The following is a 25,977-nucleotide window of genomic DNA, read 5'->3' as shown; positions in this document are numbered from 1 at the left end:
GCGGGTAGTATTCAGTTAATACTGCCTGCCACATGCAGATAAATACCATTGTTGTCTATGCTTAAACGTCTGTTTTCCCTATTTAAACCTGTGCCGGTCCCGATCATCATCGTCGGCACAGATTACCTGTCCTTTCAGTTAGGGAGTTCATTAACTGCACGTCAGCGTTACGTTGTACGCTTTTTTATTAATCAGGCTCCCTGGCACCACAAAACAATTATGCTAGGAGCTGAACTTCGTTATGAAAACGAACTGCTGGCTCTGGTTAAGCGTCACAACATCAAAGCGGTATGCTGTGTTCTTGAGTCTGATTATTTGCATTATCAAACACACTTTCAGGAAGCGCTTGCTATGCACCAATGCCAGTTACTTTTCTGCAAGGAAGACGCCGACAGTCTGGACCTGCTGCATTGAGTCATGGATGTGGGCAGGGTAGAGTAGTCGCTAAAACAGCTATGCCATAGCGAGTCACAAATGCCGACGAAAACCCTGTTGATTATTGCACATGCCCCTTCCGACAATACCCGTCAAATGGCAGAAGCGGTTGAACGTGGTGCCTGTCATCCCGACATCAACAATATCAACGTAGTGGTTGCAGCGCCTGCGGCTGTGCAACCTGAGGATATCTGCAAGGCCCAGGCTGTTATTATTGGGACGACTGAAAACCTGGGCTACATGGCGGGCTTAACAAAAGACCTGTTTGACCGTTGCTACTACCCTTGTCTTGAACATACTCAGGCCATGCCGTTTAGTTTCTATATTCGGGCTGGTCAGGATGGGACAGGAACGCTCCGCGCTATAACGTCGGTTACCACTGGACTGCGCTGGAAGCTGGTGCAAGCCCCACTCATTTGTAAGGGCGAATTCAAGACTGCGTTTTTAGCAGAGTGTGAGGCGCTCGGACTCACAATGGCAGCTAGTCTGGAAGCCGGGATTATTTGATTCGTTAACGTTTTAACTGCCTGACGGTTCGCCTGACCCTATTGCGCTATATTTTATGCGGTTTTTCCAAAACTACGCTACGCTTAAGGTATAAGAGTTTCTGGCATTCACTTTTAATCAGGGCCCATGCCCCAAGCGCTAGAGGCTGTTGTTACGTGTTGAGATGTCCGTGCAAACACCCTCAGGATAACAACAACTATGCAGTACCGGCCTGTGTTGGCCACCGCTGTGCAGGAGGAAAAATGGAATCGTTGCAGGTTTGTGATTATATGGACCATCACCCCGTTAAACTCACCAAAAATATGCCCGTTGCAGAAGCCGTCGAACGACTGCTACAGCGACAGCAGTCTGGTGGCCCGGTTTTGGATGAAGCGGGTAAGCTTTGCGGGTTTCTGTCTGAGCAGGATTGTATTAAAGCCATGGTTGAGTCGACCTACTATCGGGAGCAGGTGTGTCGCGTAGGCGAGATTATGCACTCGCCGGTGATGACAGTGTCTGACACCATGTCGATTTTAGAAGTGGCAGAAAAGTTACTGATCGAAAAGCCCAAGATGTACCCGGTTGTAGATGCTGACGGGTTACTGGTGGGTTGTATCAGTCGTTCTCAGATTCTGGCTGCAATCGACAAACAGCTCCACGCCGAATACCCGAAAACCGCCTGATTAAAATGCCGAACTTCGCTGGTCCTGACTGGCGGGTTTGCGTCTTAGCCAACGTTATTGCTAACAGAAGCCCAGCGTAATGGTGTTTGCGCTGGATGCACTCTGTTCCGTCTTGCATTGGCAAAGCGTTCGCTGCGGCTCATGGCAATGTGCGGCAAAATACCCGAAAAGGCTAGAAAAAACCGGCCGCTTCTTCTAGGATCCGTGTTTTTGTAGTTCAGAGTCATACGCAGCCCACTATGCCCAATCCCTCGCCGTTCAAAGCGCTGTTTAGTCAGTTACCGCAATGTGCTATTGCTGATCGCTTTCCCATTCGTCGTCAATTACAGCGTTTGCAAAAAGCAAAAGCCGATGACGAGGCCAGCCATCAACAACTTGCTAAGGTGATAGACAGGATCAATGCGTCTATTGCGCGTTGTGAAGCCAGGGCGGCCGCAGTGCCACAAATAGACTATCCGGCGCTGCCGGTTAGCGAACGCAAAGACGATATTAAGCAAGCGATTGCCGATAATCAGGTGGTCATTATTGCCGGTGAGACGGGGTCGGGTAAAACCACGCAGATCCCCAAAATATGCCTGGAGTTAGGACGGGGGATTACTGGCAAAATAGCGCATACGCAACCAAGACGTCTTGCTGCTCGAAGTGTCGCGTCGCGTATTGCTGAGGAGCTGGGTACTGAGATTGGCGAAAAAGTCGGCTTTAAAATCCGCTTTTCTGATCAGGTCAGCGACAGCACCCTGGTCAAGCTCATGACCGACGGTATGTTGCTTGCTGAAATGCAGCAAGACCGTTTTTTAAATGAATACGACACCATCATTATTGATGAGGCGCACGAACGCAGCCTGAACATCGACTTTTTGATTGGTTACCTGAAGCAGCTATTGGCGAAGCGGCCCGAGCTGAAAGTCATTGTCACGTCAGCAACCATTGATCCGGAGCGCTTTTCCCGTTATTTCAACGATGCGCCCATTATTGAAGTCAGTGGCCGCACATTCCCGGTAGAAATTCGGTATCACGACCCGGAAGACGCCGAAGACGATCAGGACCAGGTTGATCGCATTATTCATGCCGTCGATGAACTCATGCGCGAGCCTCGCGGTGACATACTGGTATTCCTGAGCGGGGAGCGCGAAATTCGCGATACCCAGGATGCCCTCAGTAAACAGCAATACCGCAATACTGAAATTATTCCCCTTTATGCGCGTTTATCGGCTTCAGAGCAACAACGCATATTCCAGCCCCATGGCGGGCGCCGTATTGTGTTGTCTACCAACGTGGCCGAGACCTCGCTTACTGTGCCGGGCATTAAATACGTCATTGACCCCGGCACGGCCCGGATTTCCCGTTATAGCCCGCGCAGCAAAGTACAGCGCTTGCCCATTGAGCCGGTGTCTCAGGCGTCGGCGAACCAGCGGGCAGGGCGGTGTGGCCGTGTGTCAGAAGGGATCTGTATTCGACTTTACAGTGAGGACGATTATTTAAACCGTCCGGCGTTTACCGATCCGGAAATCCTGCGTACTAATTTAGCGTCGGTTATTTTGCAAATGCTGACACTGGGATTAGGCGATATCGCAAGTTTCGACTTTGTACAGCCGCCTGATAGCCGGCAAATCAACGACGGCTTCCGTCTGCTGGAAGAAATTCAGGCGATTGACCGGCGCAAAGAAAAAGCGGGGCTTACTCAACTTGGCAGGCAGATATCCCGCTTGCCGGTTGATCCACGTTATGCCCGAATGGTGGTCGCAGCAGGTGAGCTGAACTGCCTGATGGAGGTCATTGTTATCTCCGCGGGACTGACGATTCAGGACCCACGTGAGCGACCGCAGGAAAAGCGTGCTCAGGCAGATGAAAAACATGCCGAGTTCGCCGACAAAGACTCTGACTTTATTGCCTTGTTGAATTTGTGGCAGGCGTTTCGGGAAAAACAAAACGAGCTGTCGAACAATCAATTGCGCAAATGGTGTCAGGCTAACTTTATAAATTACCTGCGTATGCGCGAGTGGCAGGATATCGTAAGCCAACTGCGAAAGTCGGTTGCAGAGTTAAATTTGCGCATCACTCAACAGCCTGCTGATTATGCCGCGATCCACCAGGCTCTGTGTACCGGCCTGTTGTCTCATATAGGCATGAAAGACAAAGAGCGCGAATACCTCGGTGCCCGCAATACTAAATTCATGATATTTCCCGGCTCAGGGCTGGCAAAAGCCAATCCGAAATGGGTAGTGGCGGCAGAGCTGGTTGAAACCTCTAAACTGTTCGCCCGTATGGTGGCTAAAATTGACCCTGCGTGGATAGAACGTCTGGCTGGTCATTTGGTGAAGCAAAATTACTCGGAGCCGCACTGGTCTAAAAAACGCGGTGCAGTGACAGCTAGTGAGAAGGTCACCCTATTTGGCTTGCCGATAGTTGCGCAGCGGTTTGTTACTTATAGTCAGATAGACCCGCCTGTGTGCCATCAGTTATTCATTCGGGAAGCACTGGTTAATGGCGATACCCGCTTGCGGTATGACGTGCTGGAAGACAATCAGGCCATGTTGCAACTGGCCGATGACTGGGAACAGAAAACCCGGCGTCGCGACCTGATGGTTGATGAACAGCAACTGGTGGACTTTTATGCCCAAAAACTGCCGGTATCAGTTAACAGCGAAGCGGCGTTTAAAAAGTGGGCCAAGCAGAAAGAGGCGCTGGCCTCATTGCGATTCACAGAAGACGATGTGTTTGTGCAGCAGCCGGGCACCGGTCTGGCTAATGCGTTTCCGGATAGCTGGCTTCAGGGCAATTTGTCGCTGCCGCTGCGGTATCACTTCGAGCCTAACGCAGTTGATGACGGGGTTACTGTTACCATACCTCTGCCACTGTTGAACCAGGTATCAGCCGACGGCTTTGACTGGCAGGTGCCGGGCCTGCGGCACGAGCTGGTGGTTCAGCTTATCAAGAGTTTACCTAAGCGACTGCGACGTAACTTCGTGCCGGCACCCAACTACGCGGAAGCCTGCTTGTCGGACATAAAAAATACCGAGGAAAAATCCGGTCGGCCGATTCCCTTGTTAGAAGCCATTTCGCAAAAATTATTGCGTATGACCGGGGTCACTGTTGAACCCGAAGACTGGCAACTGGACCAGCTCGACAAGCACCTGATCATGCATTTTGAAGTAGTGGATGCAGACCGCAAGGTGCTCGCCCGTGGCGATGATCTGGACGCGTTGAAGCACACGCTGCAGGGGAAGGTGAAACAAACCTTTGAAAAAGCCGCCACGCCTGAGTTAGAGCGGAAAGATATTACCACTTGGGATTTTGATGCCTTACCTGAGAGCTTTACTCAGAAACACGGCGGGTTTGAAGTGCAGGCATATCCCGCGCTGGTGGTGAAAGGCAAACGCGTTGATATTGAACTTGTACCAGAGGCCGAACAAGCCGCATCCATGCACCAGCAAGGGTTAAACCGGCTACTTATGGTCAACATGCCTTCGCCGGTGAGCTACCTGGAACAAAAGCTGCCGAATAAAGCCAAACTGGGTTTGTATTTTAATCCCTTTGGGCAAATAAAAGCCTTGATTGACGACTGTATTCTGGCGGGCATCGATGCCCTGAGTCGGCGCTTCCAATCACAGTCAGGCAGTCCGGTGCGAGACAAAACGCAGTTTGAGGCGTGTCTCGATTTTGTCAGAGCGAATATCAATGATGAAGTGCTGGTGATTGCCCAGCAGGTTGAATCAGGTTTAACACTGGCGCATGAGTGTCAGAAGAAGATGAAAGGCAAGGTGTCGTTCGATATGGTGAGTGGGTTAAGCCACATCAAAGCGCACTTAGCTACGCTGGTCTTCCCAGGCTTCGTGGCGGAATTTGGCAGTCAGCGTTTAGATGACTGGAACCGATTCCTGAAAGCACTTGCTCGTCGGCTGGAAAAACTGCCGGTTGATCCCAACCGGGACCGAATCCAGCAGATCACCATCGACAAAGTAGAAAGTAGTTATCAAAGTACACTGGCTAAATACCCGAAACACAAAGTGCCAGAAGATTTACTTGCTATTCGCTGGATGATTGAAGAACTGCGGGTATCCTTGTTTGCTCAGCAACTGGGCACCGCGTACCCGATTTCGGCAAAACGCATTGAAAACCAGCTTGAGCAGTTTTAAACGGGAAATAACATTGACAAGCGAATAATGTCGCCCTATAACCAATAACATGTGAGGGGGTTCACCTATGGCGGGCCCTATTGAAATAGTGGTAGCAGTCACAGGAGAAGTAAACATGTTAGGATACGACGACAAGCGAAATTTTTTCAGGATGATGGTGAATTCTCCTTGTCAGGTGCAAATCATCGACGACGAATCCAGTCGCTCGTTGCAAGCGGTATGTAAAGATATCAGTGCGACGGGAATGTCACTGGAAGTAGATGAACCTTCTATTGAAATCGGTACTGAAGTCAGCATCAGCATCGACTCAACCAGTTCACAAATACCTTCCTTATCAGCCGTTGCCAAAGTTGTTCGCTGCGTTGCAGAGTCTGACAGCAGTTGTGTGATTGGTGTAGAAATCTCAGAAATGAAATAACCCGGCGGCGCGGTCGCGTCGAATCGGTTTGTTCCATTACGTGAATCGAAAAAACTGGTTTTAATTCATTCCTTCAATTAGCAATACTTCTCATTATCAAGTGAGGAGTTTGTTATGTTGAAAACAATTACGTTTGCCATTATGCATTTCAGCGTCGCATTTACTGTGGCGTATCTGTTAACCGGTAGCCTGGTGGTGGGTGGTGCGGTCGCCCTGGTTGAGCCTGCTATTAACACCGTCGCGTTTTATTTCCACGAGAAAATCTGGCAAAAACTCAAGCCAGCCCACGGCCAGTCGTATTCACTGGCCGCGTAGCTTGTAGCTTGCAGATTGTATGTGGTAATCGGTTTACCTGGACTTATTCTACCTGACAAACCAGGCCTTTAAGGTAATAGCCTTCCGGGTAGTTTGTTGAGATCGGGTGGTCGGGTGCTTGTGACAGATGTTCCAAAATGCGTACCTGGCGACCTGCATCTAAGGCGGCATCGGCCACCACCTTTTGGAACAGATCCGCTGGCATTAAACCAGAGCAGCTGAAGGTGAGCATTATGCCACCGGGTTTTACTGCATGGATCCCATACATGTTAATGTCTTTGTAGCCACGACAAGCGCGCTTTAACGACGCTTTGCTGTCGACAAATTTTGGCGGATCCAGAATGACCATATCAAATTGGGTGCCGTCATTGTGGTACTGTCGCAGAACTTCAAAGACATCGCCTTTAACCTGACTGCATTGCTGGTCGGTAAATCCATTTAGCTCTGCATGAGTGGCAGCCATATCAAGAGCAGGCTGTGACACATCAACATTGGTGACATGAGAAGCGCCGCCGCGCAGGGCGTAACAGGCAAAGGTTCCGGTGTAGCTAAAGCAATTCAGCACATTGGCGTTTTCTGCATAGCGGCTGGCGGCAAAGCGGTTTTCGCGTTGGTCCAGGTAAAAACCGGTTTTGTGTCCGGTGTGTAAATCTACCCGGATCGTCACGCCGTGTTCTTCAATATCCACGGTCTGTGGTACGTCACCCCATAAGGGTTGTACCAAAGGCTCCAGACCTTCTTTATGCCTCACGTCGACATCGCTGCGCTCGAATATCGCGCGCAGCGGCAATGTGCGTTGCAGGGCCCAGACTATTTTATCCCGGTGCTTATCTGCGCCGGCACTGAGCAACTGAACCACAGCAACATCGTTGTACAGATCAATGGTGACACCTGGCAAACCATCAGACTCAGCTGCAATCAGCCGGCAGGCATTAGAGCTGGCTCGCGCCATGATTTGCTGACGCAGTTGCCATGCAGACTCGATTCGGCGACAGAAAAACGCATTATCGATACTCTCGTTTTTATCGAAGGTCCAAATCCGCACGCGGATCTGTGAATTAGGCGAGAAAGCGCCACGCCCAAGCCATTTATCGTCTGAACTGTATACGTCTACGGTGTCACCCATACGGCAACGGCCTTTCACTGTTGCAACCGCCCCTTCAAACACCCAGGGGTGACGACGCAACAAAGACTTTTCCCGACCGGGTTGTAAATAGATTTTGGCAGACATATGCTTGGCATTCTTCGAACAATAATGGGCGCGCAGTATACTGGCGATGGCAATGGGAAGTCCAGTTAACCTGAGGATACCCGTAGTATTCCGGTAGGTTCAATTCTCAGGCCTGAACAGCGCGCATTGAAAGGACAGAAGGAGTGAATGTGTCCGACAATCAACCGCAATCTGCTTTTACCCTGGTTACTCACATTGAGCATATGGATTTTGACGCAATACACGCCTTTATTGGGCAAACTTACTGGGCCAAAGGTATACCGGTTGAAACAATGCGAACGGCGCTGGAAAACTCCGTTTGTGTTGGGGTTTTGCAGGGCGACAAGCAAGTCGCTTTTGCCAGGGTAATAACAGATAAAGCGACATTCGGTTATTTATCTGATGTGTTTGTATTACCTGAATACCGAGGGCAGGGACTCAGTAAGCGCATGCTCGAAACCATAATGACAATGCCCGAATTACAGGGTTTGCGACGGTTTATGCTGGCCACTAAAGACGCCCACAGTTTATATCGTCAGTTCGGTTTTGAATCCGTGTCAGATGCAACGCCACTTATGCAAATACACCGGCCTGATATTTATCAGTAAGGCAATTTATCCATGAATAGCAACATGCAATACCTGGCTATAGATGAGCAACACCCCGACGCAGCGCTACACATAGCAAAATGCCCAATACCGGAGATCAGCGCGACACAAGTGCTGGTAAAGGTGTCTGCGTTTGGTGTAAACCGGGCCGACTTATTACAACGTGCCGGCCATTATCCACCCCCGCCGGGAGAGAGTGACATTTTAGGACTTGAGGTTTGTGGGTCGATTGTCAGCCTTGGCGAACAGGTTACCGGATGGCTACCCGGAGAACGGGTTTGTGCCATAGTCGCAGGCGGGGGATATGCGCAGTACATTTCTATCGAAGCCTCGCACCTTATGCGTGTGCCCGACAATCTCAGTGATGCAGAAGGCGCCGGGCTCGCAGAAGTCTTTTTAACCGCCTTTCAGGCAATGCACAGCATTGCGAAATTGCAGCATGGGCAAAAAGCGTTGATCCACGCAGGCGCCAGTGGGGTGGGCATAGCAGCAACACAGCTTTGTCGTTTGTGGGGCGTAGAAACGGCTGTGACCGCGTCCTCGGCCGAAAAACTGGCGGTGTGTGAAGCACAAGGCGCGTCGCTGCTAATTAATTACACTGAGCAGGATTTTGTAAGTGAAATAAGGCAACACTGGCCCGCAGGTGTGAATGCGGTGCTGGATATGGTGGCAGGCGACTACGTAAACAGAAACCTCAATGTCATGTCCATGGACGGGATTATGGTATATCTCGCCATGATGGGCGGCCGGTTTGCAGAAAAACTCGATGTGGCAAAGTTACTCGCTAAACGCGTCACCATTACCGGCAGCACATTGCGAAACCGCTCGACTGAATACAAAACTCAGCTTGTGGCAGCGTTTACGCAATCCTGTCTGCCTGCTTTTGCCAGCGGCGAATTGCAGGTTGTTATCGACCGTGTCTACGGTGTCGAAGATATTAATGCGTGCCATGCGACGATGCAGCGCAATGCAACTATGGGAAAACTGGTGGTGAGCTGGTCATGAGAGCGTCGACATTGTTTTTATTCATTGCCCTTGCCGGCGCCGTATTGCCGCTAAAAGTGTTCTTTAGTTGGCTTATGGCATACGGAGTGCACCCGGTGTTGTTCTGGCAACATTTAACTGCTACACCATTAAGTGTCTTTGCCTGGCTGGATGTCTTTATTTCGGCAGTTGCCTTGCTGGTATATCTGTATGTTGCCAAAACGCGTTTTTCACGGGCTCAGATCACCAGCGTGATATTGGCTACCTGCCTGATAGGCGTGTCCTGCGGACTGCCATTATTGTTGAGTTATCAATGCAGGCAGTACGAGAGTAAGATTCAACAAGCGACCTAGGCCCTTGGCCTTAGGGCTGGTAACCAGTGTCTTCGTGGGTTGGGTTATTTGCGCCGGCGCGAGCCAGTTCGTCGCAGCGTTCATTTTCCGGGTGACCGCTGTGACCTTTAACCCAATGCCAGTTAACATTGTGCGGTTTTATAGCGTCGTCCAGCCGCTTCCACAGGTCGGCATTTTTTACCGGTTTCTTGTTGGATGTGCGCCAGCCGTTCTTACGCCAGCCGTGGATCCACTGATTAATCCCGTTTTTAACGTACTGGCTGTCGGTGGTTAACTCAACCTGACAGGGCTTGGTTAATTCGTTTAGCGCCTCAATGGTAGCGAGCAACTCCATGCGATTGTTGGTGGTGAGCGTAAACCCCTCACTTAATTCTTTGCGGTGCTTGCCGTAAATCAGCACAGCTCCATAGCCACCGGGCCCCGGATTGCCTAAACACGAGCCGTCGGTAAAAATATGTACAGATTGTTGCGCCACGATTTCTCCTTTTTTGTTCTGAAGGCGTGGTCAGCCAGCAATGGCTTGGTATACTACCGGAATCTGACCAAAGTTTAGAGTGGTTTATGCGTCAAATAGTACTGGATACAGAAACAACAGGTATTGAACCCAGAGAAGGGCACCGTATTATCGAGATCGGTTGTGTTGAGGTCGTCAACCGCCGTTTAACCGGTAACCATTTTCATGTGTATATCAATCCGCAGCGGGAAATCGAACAGGAAGCCATTGAAGTTCACGGTATTACCAATGAATTTCTGGCTGACAAGCCGCTTTTCGCCGACGTGGCTCAGGACTTTGTCGACTTTATACGCGGCGGCCAGCTGGTAATCCACAACGCGCCGTTCGACGTGGGCTTTATGGACCACGAATTTGCCATGCACGGGCCGACTGCCGGTACGGTAACCCGGGAGATTTGTACGGTTCTGGATACCCTTGTACTGGCTCGCGATATGCACCCGGGTCAGAAAAACAACCTCGACGCCTTGTGTAAGCGCTACGGTATAGACAATAGCCACCGTGAACTCCACGGCGCATTACTGGATGCGGAGATTCTGGCTGACGTTTATCTGATGATGACCGGCGGTCAGACAGATCTGAATTTGGCAGGCAATAACCAGTCAGCCGGAAGCGGTGCGGAAATAATCAGACGCATCGAACGCGGTGCAAATAAATTAAAGGTTATTCAAGCCACTGCCGATGAATTAACACAACATGAGGAGCGTCTGAACCTGGTTGAAAAACAAGGTGGACAGTGTTTGTGGCGTAACCTCTAACTCTTTTTGCCGGGATAGGGCGCTAGCATTGGTTTTTAAACGCATTTTACGTACTGGAATATTGTGGCTGTTCGTTTTAGCGATAGGGCAGGCGAATGCGCAATCGCGTGATGAAATCGACGCGGCAGCAAATGCTGAACAGCAAACCGATACCGAACAAGCCGCGTCGCCGATATCGTTAATTGGCAGTGAGTACGAAAACGGCATCAAGCTAATGCAGAACCGTTTTCGCATTGACTACAACGTGGAAGAAGTCACCATGGTGTTCTTCCGCGAGTATGGGTCGGCACCGGTCGTCCTGGTGCGCCCCGACGGCTCGAAGATCTTCCAAAGTCAGGTAGATGGCAAAGACATATTCTGGTTCGATGCCGATACCTACGACATGATTAATATCAAGAACCCGGTTCCCGGGCCCTGGCAGGCTGTCGGTCAAATTATGCCGGGAAGTCGGGTAATGGTGCTTTCGGATATTGCACTGCACGCTGACCCTTTACCGCCCATCTTATTTTCCGGCGAAATCCTCAAGCAAACCGCCTATCTCACCAACGGCGACAAGCCCATTGATTACAGTCAGTTTCGCGATGTCGTAGAACTCACTATTGATTTGGTGAGTACCAACAATCCCAACTTTGATAATTTTGGCGCAGACGACCAGCAAATAGCGACGTTCGAAGACAACGGCAGGGGCATGGACGAAGCGCCGCTGGATGGGGTCTTTACCGGTCAGTTTAACCTGGCGGTACCCGCGGGCGAGTGGGAGCCTATTTTTCGTGTAAGCACGCCAATGTTTACGCGAGAGCAGGTTGACCCGCCAATTCGGTTGTATCCTAACCCGGTGATCATGAATGTCGAACTGGACGGTGGCGGCAATGACTACCATAAACTGCTTATCGATGTAGATCGAAACCTGGTGGATATGAATTCACTGCTGGTCGACGGTAAAGTTCGTTACCCCAATGGCGATGTTCAAAACTTCTCGCTGACGGAGCCCAGTGATGCCGTAAGGGAGCACCTTATTATTGCCTTTGACTACGGGATATTTCGCGTCAAGTTAACAGCATACGGCAAAACGGTGAATGGCAGGGACTTTATTCTGGACGTCCCGGAGTACACCTTCCTGGTAGCTGAGCCAGAATTACCTGAGCCCGAAATCGAGGAGTCAGCCGCAGAGAATGACATTGATACGGTCATTACAGAGCCTGAACCTGAGCCAGAGCCCGAAGGAATGGATGAACAAACACTGATGATTTGGCTTATCGCCGTGAACGGCGGGATCATTGTGTTAGGTGGCATCGTAATTGGCGTGGTAATGTGGCTTAAACGCCCGAAAGTAAAATTACCGCCTGATTCGGCTGCAGGGAAAGGCAAAGCTAAAGCCGCAGCGAAAAAGCCGGCTCAGGGTGATGACGCTGGGGAAGAAAAGAAAGGCTTCTTGGGTGGTCTGTTGGCGAAGTTTAAAAAGAATAAAGCACCCGACGCCAAATAATCAGTGTTTAACACATCTACGTGTGTTCAGGCGCAAAACAGCAGAGCTGGCTACGCAGTTACACTAAGTCTTTGTTCGTGAATTGGTTTGAGGTTTGGCCCTAAATTTAACCAATGCGGTGCCTATTTCGTCGATATGGCGAATAAACAGGCAAACGATTCAAAGAATGACAGTTTGGTAAAAAAAACCGTTGACTCGACCCAGTGTAATCCGTATTATCTGCGCCGCAGTGAGGGGCAAGCTTCTAAAAAGACTCTTGTTAAATCGCTGAAATAATTGAAAATGTGGAGCGGTAGTTCAGTTGGTTAGAATACCGGCCTGTCACGCCGGGGGTCGCGGGTTCGAGTCCCGTCCGCTCCGCCACTTTTCAATTGTGACTTAGGCTTATGGAGCGGTAGTTCAGTTGGTTAGAATACCGGCCTGTCACGCCGGGGGTCGCGGGTTCGAGTCCCGTCCGCTCCGCCATTCGGGAATCTTATCTACACTGTACGTTTCGTTACAAATCATCCCTTACATCACTACACAGTCTTTTTTATACTTCACGGCACATATTGTCCGGGAATCCCTGTATGGAAGAATTAGCCGAAGGTCTGTTGCGTACTACGTTCCGCGTTGCGAAGTGGGTGCTGTTTGAATTGTTTGTCGACGTTGTCCTTTATTGGATTGGCAGAGGCACACTGAAACTCATCTCTTTCGGTCGTTATCCTCAATCCAATGACAGAGCGGAAGCGCGCTGTATTTTTACCGGCTTCGCGGTTGTGGTCCTGGTATTTGTTGCACTCATTTATCTTCTACCAGCTTAATTACCTTACCAGCAAATGTGTTTCTATTTTGAACAAGCGCTACCAAATCCTACAAATTCTGAATTTTTATGATTGATAATGATTGTTTTTGCGTTATCATGTTCATTGTTAAATTCATGTAACTTGCAGGCAACACTACAGGTCACTATTCGCGGACTTGTCGATGTCTGGCAAGGCGAAACGGACAGGTAGCAATTCAGTGAAAGCCATTCTCGATATCGGTAAGACCCACATTAAATTACTGTTTGTGAAAGACGGTGCAGAACAAGCCAGTTTTAGTTGTAAGAACGCCCCAATTGCGGGGATGTACCCTCAGGCTGATGTGGCGTCTATCTGGGCCTGGCTGGCAGAGACGTTTCGTTCTTATCCGCATACCGCTTCCGTAACCGATTTGGTATTTACCACCCACGGTGCTACCGCGGCTCTTATCAATACTGACATTGCCGATAAGGCCAATGCACTGGCACTGCCTTTGCTCGACTACGAATTTACTGGCGTAGATGCGTGTACCGCAGCCTATCAACATGTGCGTCCTGATTTTGAGCAGACGCTGTCACCTGAATTGCCAGCCGGCTTGAATTTGGGCAAACAGCTTTTCTGGCTACAACAGACTTACCCTGAAAAATTCAATGCTGCTACACATATTGTTATGTATCCCCAGTACTGGGCCTGGCGTTTTGGTGGTGAGCTTGCCAGTGAAGTAACTTCTCTGGGTTGTCATACCGATATGTGGGTGCCCAAATCTGCTGATTATTCGTCGTTGGTGTCGCAGCAAAACTGGCGTCATCTTATGCCGACTATGCGCAATGCCTGGGATTGCCTGGGCCAGGTGAGTGCGGGTGTGGCCGAAGAAACTGGACTGCCGGTTGATTGCAATATTTACGCAGGTGTACACGACAGTAACGCAAGCTTCCTGCGCTATCTGAAATCTTCGCAAACCGGAGAGGGGGCTTTTACGGTCATCTCTACGGGTACCTGGACAATCCTGATGCAAGGCAATGGTGACGTATCTGCACTGGCGGGTCATCAGGACACACTGGCTAATGTGGATGTGAAAGGCAATCCTGTATGTTGTGCTCGCTTTATGGGGGGCAGGGAATACGAAAGTATTTGTACCCAGCTTGGCGGCAACATCAGTATGACCGTAGAACACAGCGACGTACAACAAGCCATACATGAACAATGGCTGGTCACGCCTGACTTCAGTGCGGGTAATGGCCCTTATGGTGGAATGACACCGTCGTTGTGCTGTCCGGAGGCACCAAAAGCGCCGCAGGCTATAGCGACACTCTATTGTGCGTTAATGATCGATCAGCGCCTGAACGATTTGTCGGCAACCGGCCCTATTTTTATTGAAGGGGCGTTTTTGAAGAACCCTATTCTGTGCCAGATTGTGGCGCAATTACGTCCGGAGCAGCCTGTTTACCTGTCGGCTGACAACACCGGCACGGTAATGGGCGCAGCTGCGCTTATCGATTTTGAGCAAACTGACGCGCTGAGTTTTCCTCTCAACCCGTGTAAAGCGTCTGAATTTGCGCAATTATCGCAGTACAAATCCGCCTGGTATAACGAAATCAATAAAAATCAATCATAAATTTCACATTATGATTGAAAATGAATTGTTAAATAACTATATTTGGTCAAGTTTGCGTAAACACAACAGGACCAAATATGCTGGAAAAACAACGACAACAATTAATATTAGATATTCTGGATGAGTCATCTTTCGCCAGTGTGAAAGAGTTGTGTAAGCAGTTAAATTCGTCTGAGGCCACTATTCGCCGCGATCTGGTGAAGTTAGCCAGCGCTAATAAAATCAAAAAGATCCGCGGCGGGGCACAGGTTATTGATACCCGCACGGTGTCTAACATTAAGCTGTCAGGCAATGCGTTTCTGGTTGACCGTGAACGCAATACCGACACCAAGCGCATGATAGCTAAAGCCGCTACGCAATTATGTCAGGACGGTGAATCCATTATTATTAATGGTGGAACATCGACGTTCATGATGGCTGAGTTTTTAACCGAACGCCGTATGAATATCCTCACCAACTCCTTTGTGCTTGCTAACGAACTGCTCGAAAACAGTCAGAATCAGATTACCTTGCCTGGCGGTGAGGTGTATCGCAAACAGAGCATTATTCTGAGCTCCTTCGAAAATGACACGACCCAAAACTTTCACGGCACCAAGATGTTCATGGGCTCGCCCGGTGTGAGTGAATTTGGTGTTGTGGAAAACGACCCACTGTTAATTCTGGCGGAACAAAAGCTCCGTAAGCGCGCAGACCAACTTATTGTACTGGCCGACAGCAGTAAAATTGGTATTCGTGGCAACCTGATTTTCTGCGGCTTGTCTGATGTTGATGTGGTGATCACTGACTCGAATGCAGACCCGGAAGTACTGGACAAGATTCGAACCCACGGCGTAGAAGTTGTGGTAGTTGAAGCCTGCGAATAAGACTGAGTATATCGATATCAGCCAGACGGCATTTCCTCTGGCTGATACCTTCCCGCTTTTCTCTCCAGGCCGCGCCCGCGGTTAAATTTAAATAGCTTTTTGTTAACTAACGAATAATTAACATCCAGTCATTTCGATAATGACACTTCTGTTACATTTCTGTTAATTTGTGATTGAAAATGATTGACAAAGATTGTTGTGAAGGTATATTGCTCAGTAAATTCAATCTTCAATATGCAATTGAAGTCATTTTATAGCAATAACAGCAAAGGACACCTTCATGCCTTATCAGCCAGATGACTACAGACACGTCAATTATTTATGGGAAGATGACGTTGCTGACAAACTCGACCCGGTTGAAAACCTGGTCTATCGCTCTAATAAGCTGGGTGAAGACCAGCGCATTACCAATACAGGTGGTGGTAACACTTCTGCAAAAATCATGGAAAAAGATCCGTTAACCGGTCAGGAAGTCGAAGTACTGTGGGTTAAAGGTTCAGGTGGTGACTTAAGAACGTCGACCAAGGAAAACTTCTCCTCTTTATACGAAGACAAACTGCGTGCCCTGGACGAGGTGTATCAGGTATATCCGGACAAAGGCTACAAGTCAGCTGGCGAAGACCGCATGGTAGGCATGTTCAAACACTGTAACTTCTGTTTGAACCCGCGTGCCTCTTCAATCGATACGCCTCTGCATTCAATGATTGACGAAAAGCACGTAGACCACCTGCACCCGAACGCAGTTATTTCTGTGGCGTCTTGTAAAGATCAGGAAAAACTGACTGAAGTTATCTGGGGCGGAAAACTGGCTTATGTACCTTGGATGCGTCCTGGTTGGGAAGCCGCGAAAGTGTGCGAAGACACTTATAAAGCTAACCCTGACATCTGGGGTATCTTGTTGGGTCAACACGGCCACACTAACTGGTCTTCTGAAAGTAAGAGCTGTTATGAAACGTCACTGTGGGTCATTGAAACCGCAGCGCGTTATATTGAAGAGCACGACAAAGGCGAAATGACCTTTGGTGGCCAGAAGTATCAGAGCCTGAGCGAATCTGCGCGTACTGAATTACTGACCGCATTCCTGCCTGTTGCCCGTGGTCTGATTTCAAATAAAGTGAAATTTATTGGTACGGTGCAAACCGATGACAACACGCTGCGCTTTGTAAACAGCGTAGATGCTCCGCGTTTGGCTGCGCTGGGCACATCTTGCCCTGACCACTTCCTGCGTACCAAAATCCAACCCTTGTATGTTGATTTTGACCCGCAAAATGACGACGTTGATACACTGATTGCTAAATTTAAGTCAGGTCTTGCGGCTTATCGCGAGTCTTACACTGCTTACTACGAAGCGTGCAAGCGTGAAGATTCACCGGCCATGCGTGATCCGAGCCCAACAGTGGTGCTGATCCCGGGTATCGGTATGATTGCCTGGGGCAAGAACAAGAGTGAGTCTCGTGTAACGGCTGAATTCTACAACTGTGCAATTGAAGTAATGCGCGGTGCCGAAGCGATTTCAGAGTATACAGCACTGCCACAACAAGAAGCCTTTGATATTGAATACTGGGCACTGGAAGAAGCGAAGCTACAGCGTATGCCGGCTGAGAAGCCTCTGGCGCGTGATGTGGTTGTTGTCATTGGCGCAGGTGACGGTATCGGTAAAGCCGTGGCTCACCGTGTAGCAAAAGAAGGTGCTCACGTTGTATGTGCGGATTTGCGTCTTGAAAACGCTGAGCGCACAGCAAAAGAACTAACCGACATTTACGGTCAGGGTATTGGTGTGTCGGGCAGCGGTATTTCTGCCTGTGGCCCGGCGATTGCGTTACAAGTCGATATTACTAAGCGCGAAACCGTATCTGCTATGTTTACAGATGTACTGCTGGCCTACGGCGGTATCGACAAAGTGATTGTTACAGCGGGTGTGTTCATGGCCGAAGGCGGTGACATGGCGAAGAACGACCAAATCTTCGATTTGAGCTTCGGTGTTAACGTGAAAGGCGGCTATGTAGTCGCGTCTGAAGCTCAAACCATTTGGGAAAAACAAGGCCTTAAGGGCGCAATGGTATTGACCACCAGCGTAAATGCAGCAGTGTCTAAGAAAGGCTCTCTGGCTTATGACACCAGCAAAGCAGCCGCCAACCACCTGGTGCGTGAATTGGCCGTGACCTTGTCTCCAACGGTAAATGTAAATGCATTGGCACCAGCCACTGTGGTACAAGGTAGCAGCATGTTCCCACGTGACCGTGTAATTTCGTCGCTGACTAAGTACGACATTGCGTTTGATGAATCGGAAAGCACCGAATCACTGCGTAACAAACTGGCCGAGTTCTATGCGCAGCGTACCCTGACAAAACTGCCAATCACGCCAGAAGATCAGGCAGAAGCAGCGTACCTGTTGGTGTCAGGTCAATTAAGTAAAACCACCGGTCAGGTGATCAGTGTTGATGGCGGCTTACACGAAGCCTTCCTACGATAAGGGGAATTACAATGAAAAAACGTATTGATAGCGCCTTACTGGAGGCCGAAAACGCCAAGCGCGAGAGCGACTTAAACAGTGATTACGCCGCGTTAGGTGAAAAGCTGGCTCGTGCAGACATCGATATTGAAACCATCACGGCTAAAGCCGGTGAGTTCCAGGTTGCGGTACCTTCATGGGGCACAGGCACCGGCGGTACGCGCTTTGCCCGTTTCCCGGGTGAAGGTGAGCCACGTAACATCTTTGAAAAACTGGAAGATTGCGCGGTTATTAATGAGCTGTCTGGTTGTACCGACAGCGTGTCTCCGCACTTCCCATGGGACAAAGTAGACGACTTTTCTGAGCTGAAACAGCAGGCAGACGAGTATGGCCTGAAGTGGGTGTCGGTAAACTCAAATACCTTTCAGGACCAACCTGGTCAGGAACACTCTTACAAGTACGGCAGCCTGAGTAATACGCAAAAAGCGTCACGCGATCTGGCTATCCAACACAATCTGGACGTCATTGAGTACGGTCAGAAGCTGGGTGCAAAAAGCCTGACTGTATGGGTAGGCGATGGTTCAAACCACCCGGGTCAACAGCATTTCCAACGTGCCTTTGAGCGCTATCTGGCCAGCATGGAAGAAATCTACAAAGGCCTGCCTGATGATTGGGAAATGCACATCGAGCACAAAATGTTTGAGCCTGCGTTCTACTCAACCATCATTCAGGACTGGGGTTCAAACCTGCTTGCGGCCATGCACTTAGGCCCTAAGTGTAAGTCTCTGGTTGATTTAGGCCACCATGCGCCAAACACCAACATTGAAATGATTGTGTCACGCCTGATCCAGTTTAAGAAACTGGGTGGCTTCCACTTCAACGACAGTAAGTACGGCGACGATGATTTGGACAGCGGTTCACTGCATCCTTATCAGCAGTTCCTGATCTTCAACGAGTTGGTTGATGCGGAATACCGTAACCAGGAAGGTTTTGGTCCGGCATATATGCTTGACCAGTCACACAACGTGACTGATCCGGCAGAGAGCCTGATCAACTCTGCTATTGAGGTTCAGCGTTCATACGTGAAAGCCTTGTTGGTTAACCGCGAAGCACTTTATGGCTTCCAGGAAGGCAATGACGCGTTGATGGCGTCGCTGGAACTGAAAAATGCGTTTAACCTGGACGTGTCTCCGATTCTGGCAATGGCGCGTCTGCGCAAAGGTTCTGCGATTGATCCGCTGGCAGTTTATCGTCAGGCGGGTTACCGTAAAGCCATGGCCGAAGCCCGCCCACGCGATCCCAATGCCACAGGCTCTGGTATCGTTTAAATCCGGCGTGCAGGCAGGGTAGAGCCCTGCCAACGTTTATTGAAACAGCCCGCCATGCCTGCGGGCTGTTTGTTTTGTACTGTACTTAACGTAGGTTGTTCACAATGCGACTCAGTCAGTGTCACAATTTTCATGACTTTCGGCGTTTAGCGGAAAAGCGCTTGCCGGGGCCTGTTTTTAACTATATCGATGGCGGGGCCGACGACGAGAGCACGTTGCGCCGCAATACATCAGCGTTTCGCGAGTGCGATTTAATCCCACGTGTATTGACCGGTGTAAAAGACATCGACCTGTCAGTGGAAGTGATGGGGCAAAAGCTCAAATTGCCGGTGTATCTTTCACCTACCGCATTACAGCGATTGTTCCACCATCAGGGCGAACGCGCCGTGGCGGCGACCGCTGAGAAGTTCGGTACCATGTTTGGCGTGTCTTCACTGGGCACTGTGAGCATGGAAGAAATCGCTAAACAATATAACACTCCGCAGGTGTACCAGTTTTACTTCCACAAAGATCGCGGCCTGAACCGGGCCATGATGGAACGCGCTAAGGAATCCAACATTGAAGTGATGATGCTCACCGTGGATTCAATTACCGGCGGTAACCGGGAGCGGGATTTACGTACCGGGTTCTCAATTCCTTTCCGCTTAAACCTGAAAGGGCTTTGGCAGTTTGCGACCAAACCTGCATGGGGTATTAATTACATTACCCACGAGAAGTTCAGTCTTCCGCAGTTGGACGCACACATTGATATGGGTGGCGGTGCCAGTTCAATCGGCGACTATTTTACCAATATGCTGGATCCGTCGATGAACTGGAAAGACGTGGAAGACATGGTGAAGTTCTGGGATGGCCAGTTTTGCCTCAAAGGTATCATGAGTGCGGACGATGCCAAACGCGCTGTAGACATTGGCTGTACAGGTATTGTGATTTCTAATCACGGGGGACGTCAGTTAGACGGCTCGCGCAGCTCGTTTGATCATCTGGCCGAAATTGTCGATGCCGTGGGTGACCAAATCGACGTGATGTTCGACAGCGGTATTCAGCGTGGTACCCATGTACTCAAAGCGCTGGCTTTAGGTGCCAAAGCAGTTGGAATAGGGCGTTATTATCTGTATGCGCTGGCGGCAGCCGGTCAGGCGGGCGTAGAACGCGCTATGCAGCTTCTGGTGGCTGAAATTGAACGAGACATGCGCCTGATGGGCTGTAGCAGTATTAGCGAGCTTAATCGCGACCACGTGCGTTTCAGGTAACCCCGAAAATTCACAATGAATACAAGCCAGCGGAAGCTGGCTTTTTTGTGCGCAATGTCCGTCACGCCATGGTCAGTCGTCGATGAGCAATAAATCATTTTCAACCTTTCATGTACAGGGTGTACAATAATTATACTGTTTGGGTGGTGTTTGAATCGACGATTCAACAAGTTCGGCATTCAGGGAATGAAGATGCGTACTATTGCAATGTATTGTGACGAATATGTGGATTTGGTTAATGAGTTAGACAGGGTCGGTTTCGCAGTATTCAGGGATTTATCGGCTTTGTCTAAAGGTGAGTTAATCAAGTTTTATGAGATTCAGGACTGTTACGAGATCAACAGAAGGGACGGCTCAACATATAAAACGCGAAGTCAGACTGGAAAAAACAGAACGGCCAAAGTGATGTTTTCAAGAGAGGCGGGTTCATCACAGTATGATGTGTATGTCGCCAGGATGGACAAATAACCGCATTTGCAAGGAAATAACCAAAGACAGGCATAAAAAAGGCTGCAAAAAGCAGCCTGAAATACGACCTGTCGCCCATGCCGACAGGTGCTTAATTACTGAAACGAGTTACCCACACCAATCACAATGGTAGACAGCACTAACAGGCTGATCCCTGCCAGTAACAGCATGCGACTCTTACGGTTACTGCCGCGCCATTCCATTAATGCTAATCCCCACAGGGTAGAGAAGATAATGATACTGGCCATGTGAATGGTCCAGCTGGAGAATTCGTATTTACCCATGTGACTTTCGCCCATGGTGTAAAAGAAGAACTGGAAGTACCACAGCGCGCCACCCAGTGAAGCGAGCAGGTAGTTTTTAACCAGGTTGTTTACAGGCAGTTTTTCTGCCGATGCCGCGACCTGGCCGAGATACTCTCTTGCGGTACCGTTTTTCTTAATCAACCATAAACACCACAATGCGTTAGTGGTTAAACCGCCCGCCAACACAACACATAATACCGGTAAGCCCTGCCATAATGACGCAGTACCTGCTTCCACAGTAAGTTCGTTAATGGGCTTGCCTGCCGCAATACCAAAGGCAAAACAGCTCGACATAATGCCGGAGAACAGGGCAATCAACAGACCTTTTCGCATATCGATGCTTTCGCTGTCTTCTGTGGTATTCAGGCTGCGATTTTTTTCCGCGGTGGCTTTGGCAACAATGATCACGCCAATCAGTGTCATGAAAGTACCCGCAACAGCGAACTGGCCGCTCGTGGTCGCGATAACGTCACCAAAGTGACCCGACGCAATAGGTGGGCCCAGGGTACCCAGTACCGTAGTCAGACCCAATACAATGGCCATGCCGGATGAAATACCCATATAGCGAACGGCTAGTCCAAATGTTAAACCGCCGAAGCCCCATCCGGCACCCCACAAGTAACATTGCTGTAACACATCTGACGGAACAGATGACAATACCCCAAGTAAATCCTCAGTCTGAATCCAGGCGAAAAACCATGGACAAATCAACCAGCTAAAAATGCCACCACACAACCAAAAAATTTCCCATGACCATCGCTGTATACGCTTGTAGGGCACGTAGAAGCTGGCGGAGAACAGTCCTCCTAGCCAGTGAAAAAATACGCCTAATAACGGGTTAGTCGCCATGCAGCACTCCTCTCATAGCCGGTAAAAATACCAATGTAATCACTAAATTGTTTATTTTTTGTAAAACTTGGCCGCTAGCATACACCGAATTTTGTTAATTATCACGCAATATCAATCGTTATTGGTCATGGATGGTGCTTGAGTGTGATTGGTTTGGTTTGAATACGACCTGGAAAGTGGTTTATTTACCCGATTCTTCAGACAGGCAGGAACACAGGATGATTAGCCTATACCCCATGCCTGCCTTACAGTACAATGCGTTGATAACATCAGTCTGGGCTTTAGCTGCTGTAAGTCTTTGAGTAAGCAATGTTTACTTTTCTCACTGTAGTGAAAGGCCAGTCCGGGAATTAAATGAGGGATTCATGGCGAAAGACATGTCATTAGTATGTCGGGATGTAAGTAAAACCTATCACGACGGTGACAATCAGATTGCAGTACTCGAAAGTGTGTCATTTGAACTGGCGCGAGGCGAGAAAATTGCCATTCTGGGCAGCTCCGGCTCAGGTAAAAGTACGTTGTTGCATATTCTGGGTGGCTTGGATCATCCTACTGCCGGGAGTGTGGAAATAAACAAGCAGGTACTGGCCGAGTTATCCAGCAACGCGTTAGCGGCATTGCGCAATCAAAGGCTCGGTTTTATCTACCAGTTTCATCACTTGTTGGCCGAATTTACCGCCGTCGAAAACGTCGCCATGCCGCTAATGATTAACGGCGAGTCCAAAAACAAAGCAGAAGAACGCGCTGCTGCTTTACTAGAAAAAGTAGGGCTTAGCCATCGCATTCATCATTTGCCGTCGGCTTTGTCTGGGGGGGAACGTCAGCGAGTCGCTATTGCGCGTGCGCTGGTGAATAATCCCAGTATTGTGCTTGCCGACGAACCAACCGGTAATCTCGACAATAAAACCGGTGCGCAAATTTACGCGCTGTTGTGTGAGTTAAGTGAGCAAATGGGCACGAGCTTTATTGTAGTGACGCACGACATACAACTTGCAAACTCGATGGACCGGGTACTTGAACTGACTAATGGCAAGCTGTCGACGCGAGAGCAGGGTGTAGCGTGAACATCAGTTTATTATTAGCCCGCCGGTTTCGTAAAAGTAAATCTAGTAATCGTTACACCTCGTTTGTATCGCTGTCTTCTACATTAGGCATAGGCTTGGGATGCTTTGTGCTGATCGTCTTGCTCAGCGTAATGAACGGCTTTGAGCGCGAATTGCGCGACAGACTGCTGGCCATTATTCCCCATGGTGAACTGTTTTCAGTCACCCAGTCGGGCATTCAGGATTGGCAAACCTATCAGGCAACCTTTAGTCAGGATCCCCGGGTTGTCAGTGTTGAGCCTTACACCAAAATTACCGGCATGATTCAGCAGGGCGCTAATCTGAAAGCGGTTGAGCTGACCGGTATTCAAGTGACTGAGCAGGTACCTGATCGTTGGCAGCGGGAAATCGCGCCATCTGACTGGCAACGCTTAATAGCACAGCCGCAAGGCGTGTTGTTGGGCAGTGCGATAGCTAAAAAGCTCAATTTGGCTGTGGGTGACAAGGTCACCGTGGTTATTCCGTCGGTCACCGAAGATTTGACGTTTGCTGCCCCTAAAAACCTGTACCTGACACTAGCCGGAACAGTGAGTTTGGGCGGTGAATTAGACAACCTGATTGGCATTATGCATTTGCAAGCGGCCTCTGAGGCGTCTGGTATTGCCTCAGGTGCACAGGGCTTACGCTTTCAATTGCACGACCCCTTTACCGCTTACAGTGTCATACGTGAAATTGGCTATACCTTTCCTCAGGCGGTGTATATGTCCGACTGGACCCGCACTCAGGGGCACCTGTACGACGATATTAAATTGGTTCGGGTAGTGGTTTATATTGCGCTGTCACTGGTTATTGCCGTGGCCTGTTTCAATATTGTGTCGTCATTGGTCATGGCAGTGAAAGAAAAGCAGGCGTCGATTGCTATATTAAAAACCATGGGCGCAACAGACCGACAGGTGCGATTCGCCTTTATGTATCAGGGCATGCTTAACGGTGTTATTGGTGTGTTTTGGGGGACATTACTGGCAGTGATCACTGCACCGAATTTATCGGCTTGGATTGGCGCGCTGGAATCACTGTTGGGCATTAAGGTCCTGTCAGGCGATATCTACTTTATTGATTTTCTGCCGTCGCAGTTATATTGGGGAGATGTGTTAATAACGGTGGTTGTTGCACTGACACTCAGTATTCTTGCTACCTTGTATCCAGCGCATAAAGCCGCTGCGATAGCACCCGCCCGGGCATTACATTAACCCGGGCAGGTCGCCGTTAGCTGTTACGCGTTGCGATCGAAATGTTCAAAGTCGACGTCTTCCTGTTTCGAGCCCGCATTCGGGTCGTCAAATACCGCTTGATCTAATTCACCTTCAGACTTCGCAATAATACAGGCTACCGTACAGTCACCCGTAATGTTCACGGCTGTACGCGTCATGTCTAATAAGCGGTCCACACCGATAATTAGCGCGATACCTTCTACTGGCAGATTAACTTGCTGCAGTACCATGGCAAGCATGATCAAGCCTACACCTGGTACACCCGCCGTACCGACAGAAGCCAGTGTGGCTGTCAGTACCACCATAACATAATCACCCAGGGTTAAATCTACTGCATATACCTGAGCAATAAACACCGTCGCCACACCTTGCATAATAGCGGTACCGTCCATGTTGATTGTGGCACCCAAAGGCAGCGTGAATGAGGATACGGATTTACCTACACCCAGCTTATTACGCGCTGTTTCCATGGTAACCGGCAGAGTGGCACTGCTGCTTGATGTACTGAAAGCGAATAATGCCGCATCGCGCATTTTGGTAAGTAACATAACCGGGCTCAAACCACTGAACATTTTTAATAACGCGGAATAGGTAACCAGGCCGTGAATAATGAGCACTACCAACACCACCATGAAGTATTTAACCAGGCTGACTATTGTACCGAGTTCAATACTGGCAAACAGTTTAGCCATTAATACGAAGACCCCGTACGGTGCCAGGTTCATAATAATGGTAACCAGACGCATAATAACGGTGTTCAGATCTTCAAAGAATGCCGCAACGCGCTTGCCTGCATCGCCGGTCATGGCCATTGCGACACCAAGTAATACAGCAAACACAATGATTTGCAGCATATTACCCTGCGCTAAGGCATTGATTGGATTACTGGGGAACATGTTAACAATAACCTGCGACAGGGAAGGGGCTTCTTTTGCCGCATAGGTCGTTTCAGCCTGCAGGTTTAACCCTTCACCCGGAGCAACCAGCAAACCTGCCATGATGGCCAGTGACACTGCAATCCCGGTTGTGAGAATGTAGAAACTGATAGACTTGATGCCTAGTCTGCCTAATTTGGATGGATCCGACAGTGAGCTGGTTCCGCAAATCAATGACACTAACACCAGCGGTACCACCAGCATTTTTAGGCTGGAAATGAAGATTTGCCCGAGGGTTGAAAATATACCTTCGACCAAAATGCTATACGTGGAAACTTCCACCGAGAATATCGAAAAGCGTAAATCTCCGCTATCATCAAATATAAATTGAAGCAGGGCACCAATAATGATTCCGGCTACCATGCCGATAAAGATGCGTGCAGTTAAGCTGTACTTGTGTGAAGACTGAGACATGTAAATTCCCTGAAATGTT

General features: G+C 49.4%; 24 protein-coding genes and 2 tRNA genes. 22 read left to right on the top strand and 4 right to left on the bottom strand.

What is annotated here, in order from left to right; genetic code table 11:
• The first annotated feature begins 57 nt into the window (after window positions 1-57).
• The 6 genes from BUB81_RS18230 to BUB81_RS18205 all read left to right on the top strand — a co-directional run bounded on the left by BUB81_RS18230 (window position 58) and on the right by BUB81_RS18205 (window position 6,473).
• Entirely contained in the window at window positions 58-414 is a 357-nt protein-coding gene (locus BUB81_RS18230) for a hypothetical protein (protein WP_073324765.1), read from the top strand.
• Between the two features lie 60 nt (window positions 415-474).
• On the top strand, window positions 475-942 hold the full coding sequence (locus tag BUB81_RS18225; protein ID WP_073324764.1) for a flavodoxin family protein: 468 nt from the start codon (window positions 475-477) through the stop codon (window positions 940-942).
• A gap of 242 nt (window positions 943-1,184) precedes the next feature.
• Window positions 1,185-1,604 carry a CBS domain-containing protein gene (locus BUB81_RS18220; protein ID WP_073324763.1) on the top strand — a complete coding sequence of 140 codons (420 nt, stop codon included), beginning with the start codon at window positions 1,185-1,187 and terminating at the stop codon, window positions 1,602-1,604.
• A gap of 239 nt (window positions 1,605-1,843) precedes the next feature.
• A complete protein-coding gene (gene hrpA, locus BUB81_RS18215; RefSeq protein WP_073324762.1) occupies window positions 1,844-5,740 on the top strand; it encodes an ATP-dependent RNA helicase HrpA in 3,897 nt (1,298 codons plus the stop codon).
• Between the two features lie 115 nt (window positions 5,741-5,855).
• Window positions 5,856-6,158 (top strand): PilZ domain-containing protein, encoded by a 303-nt coding sequence (locus BUB81_RS18210; protein ID WP_073324865.1) that lies wholly within the window; start codon window positions 5,856-5,858, stop codon window positions 6,156-6,158.
• Window positions 6,159-6,272: 114 nt separating this feature from the next.
• Window positions 6,273-6,473 carry a DUF2061 domain-containing protein gene (locus BUB81_RS18205; RefSeq protein WP_073324761.1) on the top strand — a complete coding sequence of 67 codons (201 nt, stop codon included), beginning with the start codon at window positions 6,273-6,275 and terminating at the stop codon, window positions 6,471-6,473.
• Between the two features lie 43 nt (window positions 6,474-6,516).
• On the opposite strand, the gene BUB81_RS18200 is transcribed toward BUB81_RS18205, so the two are convergent.
• The gene (locus BUB81_RS18200; protein WP_073324760.1) at window positions 6,517-7,704 is read right to left on the bottom strand and encodes a class I SAM-dependent rRNA methyltransferase; all 1,188 of its coding nucleotides are present in this window, start codon (window positions 7,702-7,704) and stop codon (window positions 6,517-6,519) included.
• Between the two features lie 149 nt (window positions 7,705-7,853).
• Between BUB81_RS18200 and BUB81_RS18195 the strand changes: the two genes are divergently transcribed.
• The 3 genes from BUB81_RS18195 to BUB81_RS18185 are packed head-to-tail and all read left to right on the top strand — an operon-like array spanning window position 7,854 to window position 9,628.
• Window positions 7,854-8,291 carry a GNAT family N-acetyltransferase gene (locus BUB81_RS18195; protein WP_425435078.1) on the top strand — a complete coding sequence of 146 codons (438 nt, stop codon included), beginning with the start codon at window positions 7,854-7,856 and terminating at the stop codon, window positions 8,289-8,291.
• 12 nt (window positions 8,292-8,303) lie between these two features.
• On the top strand, window positions 8,304-9,296 hold the full coding sequence (locus BUB81_RS18190) for an NAD(P)H-quinone oxidoreductase (RefSeq protein ID WP_245819272.1): 993 nt from the start codon (window positions 8,304-8,306) through the stop codon (window positions 9,294-9,296).
• The gene (locus BUB81_RS18185; protein WP_073324759.1) at window positions 9,293-9,628 is read left to right on the top strand and encodes a DUF2834 domain-containing protein; all 336 of its coding nucleotides are present in this window, start codon (window positions 9,293-9,295) and stop codon (window positions 9,626-9,628) included. The genes BUB81_RS18190 and BUB81_RS18185 overlap by 4 nt, the downstream gene beginning before the upstream one ends.
• Window positions 9,629-9,638: 10 nt before the next feature.
• Here the strand turns inward: BUB81_RS18185 and rnhA are convergent, their stop codons facing one another.
• Window positions 9,639-10,103, bottom strand: coding sequence for a ribonuclease HI (gene rnhA / locus BUB81_RS18180; RefSeq protein ID WP_073324758.1), 465 nt, complete (start codon window positions 10,101-10,103; stop codon window positions 9,639-9,641).
• An 86-nt stretch (window positions 10,104-10,189) separates the two neighbouring features.
• On the opposite strand from rnhA, the gene dnaQ reads away from it, so the two are divergent.
• The 11 genes from dnaQ (at window position 10,190) to BUB81_RS18125 (ending at window position 21,141) form a co-directional block, all read left to right on the top strand.
• Window positions 10,190-10,897, top strand: a complete 708-nt coding sequence (gene dnaQ / locus BUB81_RS18175; protein ID WP_073324757.1) for a DNA polymerase III subunit epsilon — start codon at window positions 10,190-10,192, stop codon at window positions 10,895-10,897.
• A gap of 61 nt (window positions 10,898-10,958) precedes the next feature.
• Window positions 10,959-12,383, top strand: a complete 1,425-nt coding sequence (locus BUB81_RS18170; RefSeq protein ID WP_425435077.1) for a TIGR03503 family protein — start codon at window positions 10,959-10,961, stop codon at window positions 12,381-12,383.
• A 286-nt stretch (window positions 12,384-12,669) separates the two neighbouring features.
• A tRNA-Asp gene (locus BUB81_RS18165) sits at window positions 12,670-12,746 on the top strand.
• Window positions 12,747-12,771: 25 nt separating this feature from the next.
• Window positions 12,772-12,848 (top strand) — tRNA-Asp (locus BUB81_RS18160).
• Window positions 12,849-12,952: 104 nt separating this feature from the next.
• Window positions 12,953-13,186 carry a hypothetical protein gene (locus BUB81_RS18155; RefSeq protein ID WP_073324755.1) on the top strand — a complete coding sequence of 78 codons (234 nt, stop codon included), beginning with the start codon at window positions 12,953-12,955 and terminating at the stop codon, window positions 13,184-13,186.
• A 163-nt stretch (window positions 13,187-13,349) separates the two neighbouring features.
• Window positions 13,350-14,780, top strand: coding sequence for an FGGY-family carbohydrate kinase (locus BUB81_RS18150; RefSeq protein WP_245819270.1), 1,431 nt, complete (start codon window positions 13,350-13,352; stop codon window positions 14,778-14,780).
• A 77-nt stretch (window positions 14,781-14,857) separates the two neighbouring features.
• Window positions 14,858-15,643: a DeoR/GlpR family DNA-binding transcription regulator gene (locus BUB81_RS18145; RefSeq protein ID WP_073324754.1), complete on the top strand. Its 786-nt coding sequence runs from the start codon at window positions 14,858-14,860 to the stop codon at window positions 15,641-15,643.
• Window positions 15,644-15,923: 280 nt separating this feature from the next.
• The gene (locus tag BUB81_RS18140; protein WP_073324753.1) at window positions 15,924-18,116 is read left to right on the top strand and encodes a bifunctional rhamnulose-1-phosphate aldolase/short-chain dehydrogenase; all 2,193 of its coding nucleotides are present in this window, start codon (window positions 15,924-15,926) and stop codon (window positions 18,114-18,116) included.
• 11 nt (window positions 18,117-18,127) lie between these two features.
• On the top strand, window positions 18,128-19,423 hold the full coding sequence (gene rhaI / locus BUB81_RS18135; protein WP_073324752.1) for an L-rhamnose catabolism isomerase: 1,296 nt from the start codon (window positions 18,128-18,130) through the stop codon (window positions 19,421-19,423).
• 104 nt (window positions 19,424-19,527) lie between these two features.
• Window positions 19,528-20,673, top strand: coding sequence for an alpha-hydroxy acid oxidase (locus BUB81_RS18130; RefSeq protein ID WP_073324751.1), 1,146 nt, complete (start codon window positions 19,528-19,530; stop codon window positions 20,671-20,673).
• A gap of 192 nt (window positions 20,674-20,865) precedes the next feature.
• Window positions 20,866-21,141 carry a hypothetical protein gene (locus BUB81_RS18125; protein ID WP_073324750.1) on the top strand — a complete coding sequence of 92 codons (276 nt, stop codon included), beginning with the start codon at window positions 20,866-20,868 and terminating at the stop codon, window positions 21,139-21,141.
• A gap of 95 nt (window positions 21,142-21,236) precedes the next feature.
• On the opposite strand, the gene rhaT is transcribed toward BUB81_RS18125, so the two are convergent.
• Window positions 21,237-22,295, bottom strand: a complete 1,059-nt coding sequence (gene rhaT / locus BUB81_RS18120) for an L-rhamnose/proton symporter RhaT (protein WP_073324749.1) — start codon at window positions 22,293-22,295, stop codon at window positions 21,237-21,239.
• A 365-nt stretch (window positions 22,296-22,660) separates the two neighbouring features.
• On the opposite strand from rhaT, the gene lolD reads away from it, so the two are divergent.
• Together lolD and BUB81_RS18110 are read left to right on the top strand one after the other, a co-directional pair.
• Window positions 22,661-23,359, top strand: a complete 699-nt coding sequence (gene lolD, locus BUB81_RS18115; protein ID WP_245819268.1) for a lipoprotein-releasing ABC transporter ATP-binding protein LolD — start codon at window positions 22,661-22,663, stop codon at window positions 23,357-23,359.
• Window positions 23,356-24,588 (top strand): lipoprotein-releasing ABC transporter permease subunit, encoded by a 1,233-nt coding sequence (locus BUB81_RS18110; protein WP_073324748.1) that lies wholly within the window; start codon window positions 23,356-23,358, stop codon window positions 24,586-24,588. The genes lolD and BUB81_RS18110 overlap by 4 nt, the downstream gene beginning before the upstream one ends.
• Before the next feature lie 23 nt (window positions 24,589-24,611).
• On the opposite strand, the gene BUB81_RS18105 is transcribed toward BUB81_RS18110, so the two are convergent.
• Window positions 24,612-25,958: a dicarboxylate/amino acid:cation symporter gene (locus tag BUB81_RS18105; RefSeq protein WP_073324747.1), complete on the bottom strand. Its 1,347-nt coding sequence runs from the start codon at window positions 25,956-25,958 to the stop codon at window positions 24,612-24,614.
• Window positions 25,959-25,977 lie beyond the last annotated feature (19 nt).

This window comes from Marisediminitalea aggregata, assembly GCF_900129565.1.
GTDB lineage: Bacteria > Pseudomonadota > Gammaproteobacteria > Enterobacterales > Alteromonadaceae > Alteromonas > Alteromonas aggregata.
Note: the sequence above shows the minus strand (reverse complement) of the source record. Positions and strands in the feature narration are given on the sequence as shown.

Bases quoted from the DNA above. Each gene is read 5' to 3' on its own strand.
- hrpA (WP_073324762.1), top strand. From the start codon at position 1,844: ATGCCCAATCCCTCGCCGTTCAAAGCGCTGTTTAGTCAGTTACCGCAA.
- dnaQ (WP_073324757.1), top strand. From the start codon at position 10,190: ATGCGTCAAATAGTACTGGATACAGAAACAACAGGTATTGAACCCAGA.
- BUB81_RS18185 (WP_073324759.1), top strand. From the start codon at position 9,293: ATGAGAGCGTCGACATTGTTTTTATTCATTGCCCTTGCCGGCGCCGTA.
- BUB81_RS18105 (WP_073324747.1), bottom strand. From the start codon at position 25,958: ATGTCTCAGTCTTCACACAAGTACAGCTTAACTGCACGCATCTTTATC.
- BUB81_RS18220 (WP_073324763.1), top strand. From the start codon at position 1,185: ATGGAATCGTTGCAGGTTTGTGATTATATGGACCATCACCCCGTTAAA.
- BUB81_RS18210 (WP_073324865.1), top strand. From the start codon at position 5,856: ATGTTAGGATACGACGACAAGCGAAATTTTTTCAGGATGATGGTGAAT.
- lolD (WP_245819268.1), top strand. From the start codon at position 22,661: ATGGCGAAAGACATGTCATTAGTATGTCGGGATGTAAGTAAAACCTAT.
- rhaT (WP_073324749.1), bottom strand. From the start codon at position 22,295: ATGGCGACTAACCCGTTATTAGGCGTATTTTTTCACTGGCTAGGAGGA.
- BUB81_RS18125 (WP_073324750.1), top strand. From the start codon at position 20,866: ATGCGTACTATTGCAATGTATTGTGACGAATATGTGGATTTGGTTAAT.
- BUB81_RS18200 (WP_073324760.1), bottom strand. From the start codon at position 7,704: ATGTCTGCCAAAATCTATTTACAACCCGGTCGGGAAAAGTCTTTGTTG.
- BUB81_RS18140 (WP_073324753.1), top strand. From the start codon at position 15,924: ATGCCTTATCAGCCAGATGACTACAGACACGTCAATTATTTATGGGAA.
- BUB81_RS18205 (WP_073324761.1), top strand. From the start codon at position 6,273: ATGTTGAAAACAATTACGTTTGCCATTATGCATTTCAGCGTCGCATTT.
- BUB81_RS18190 (WP_245819272.1), top strand. From the start codon at position 8,304: ATGAATAGCAACATGCAATACCTGGCTATAGATGAGCAACACCCCGAC.
- BUB81_RS18130 (WP_073324751.1), top strand. From the start codon at position 19,528: ATGCGACTCAGTCAGTGTCACAATTTTCATGACTTTCGGCGTTTAGCG.
- rhaI (WP_073324752.1), top strand. From the start codon at position 18,128: ATGAAAAAACGTATTGATAGCGCCTTACTGGAGGCCGAAAACGCCAAG.
- BUB81_RS18150 (WP_245819270.1), top strand. From the start codon at position 13,350: ATGTCTGGCAAGGCGAAACGGACAGGTAGCAATTCAGTGAAAGCCATT.
- BUB81_RS18225 (WP_073324764.1), top strand. From the start codon at position 475: ATGCCGACGAAAACCCTGTTGATTATTGCACATGCCCCTTCCGACAAT.
- BUB81_RS18145 (WP_073324754.1), top strand. From the start codon at position 14,858: ATGCTGGAAAAACAACGACAACAATTAATATTAGATATTCTGGATGAG.
- BUB81_RS18155 (WP_073324755.1), top strand. From the start codon at position 12,953: ATGGAAGAATTAGCCGAAGGTCTGTTGCGTACTACGTTCCGCGTTGCG.
- BUB81_RS18230 (WP_073324765.1), top strand. From the start codon at position 58: ATGCTTAAACGTCTGTTTTCCCTATTTAAACCTGTGCCGGTCCCGATC.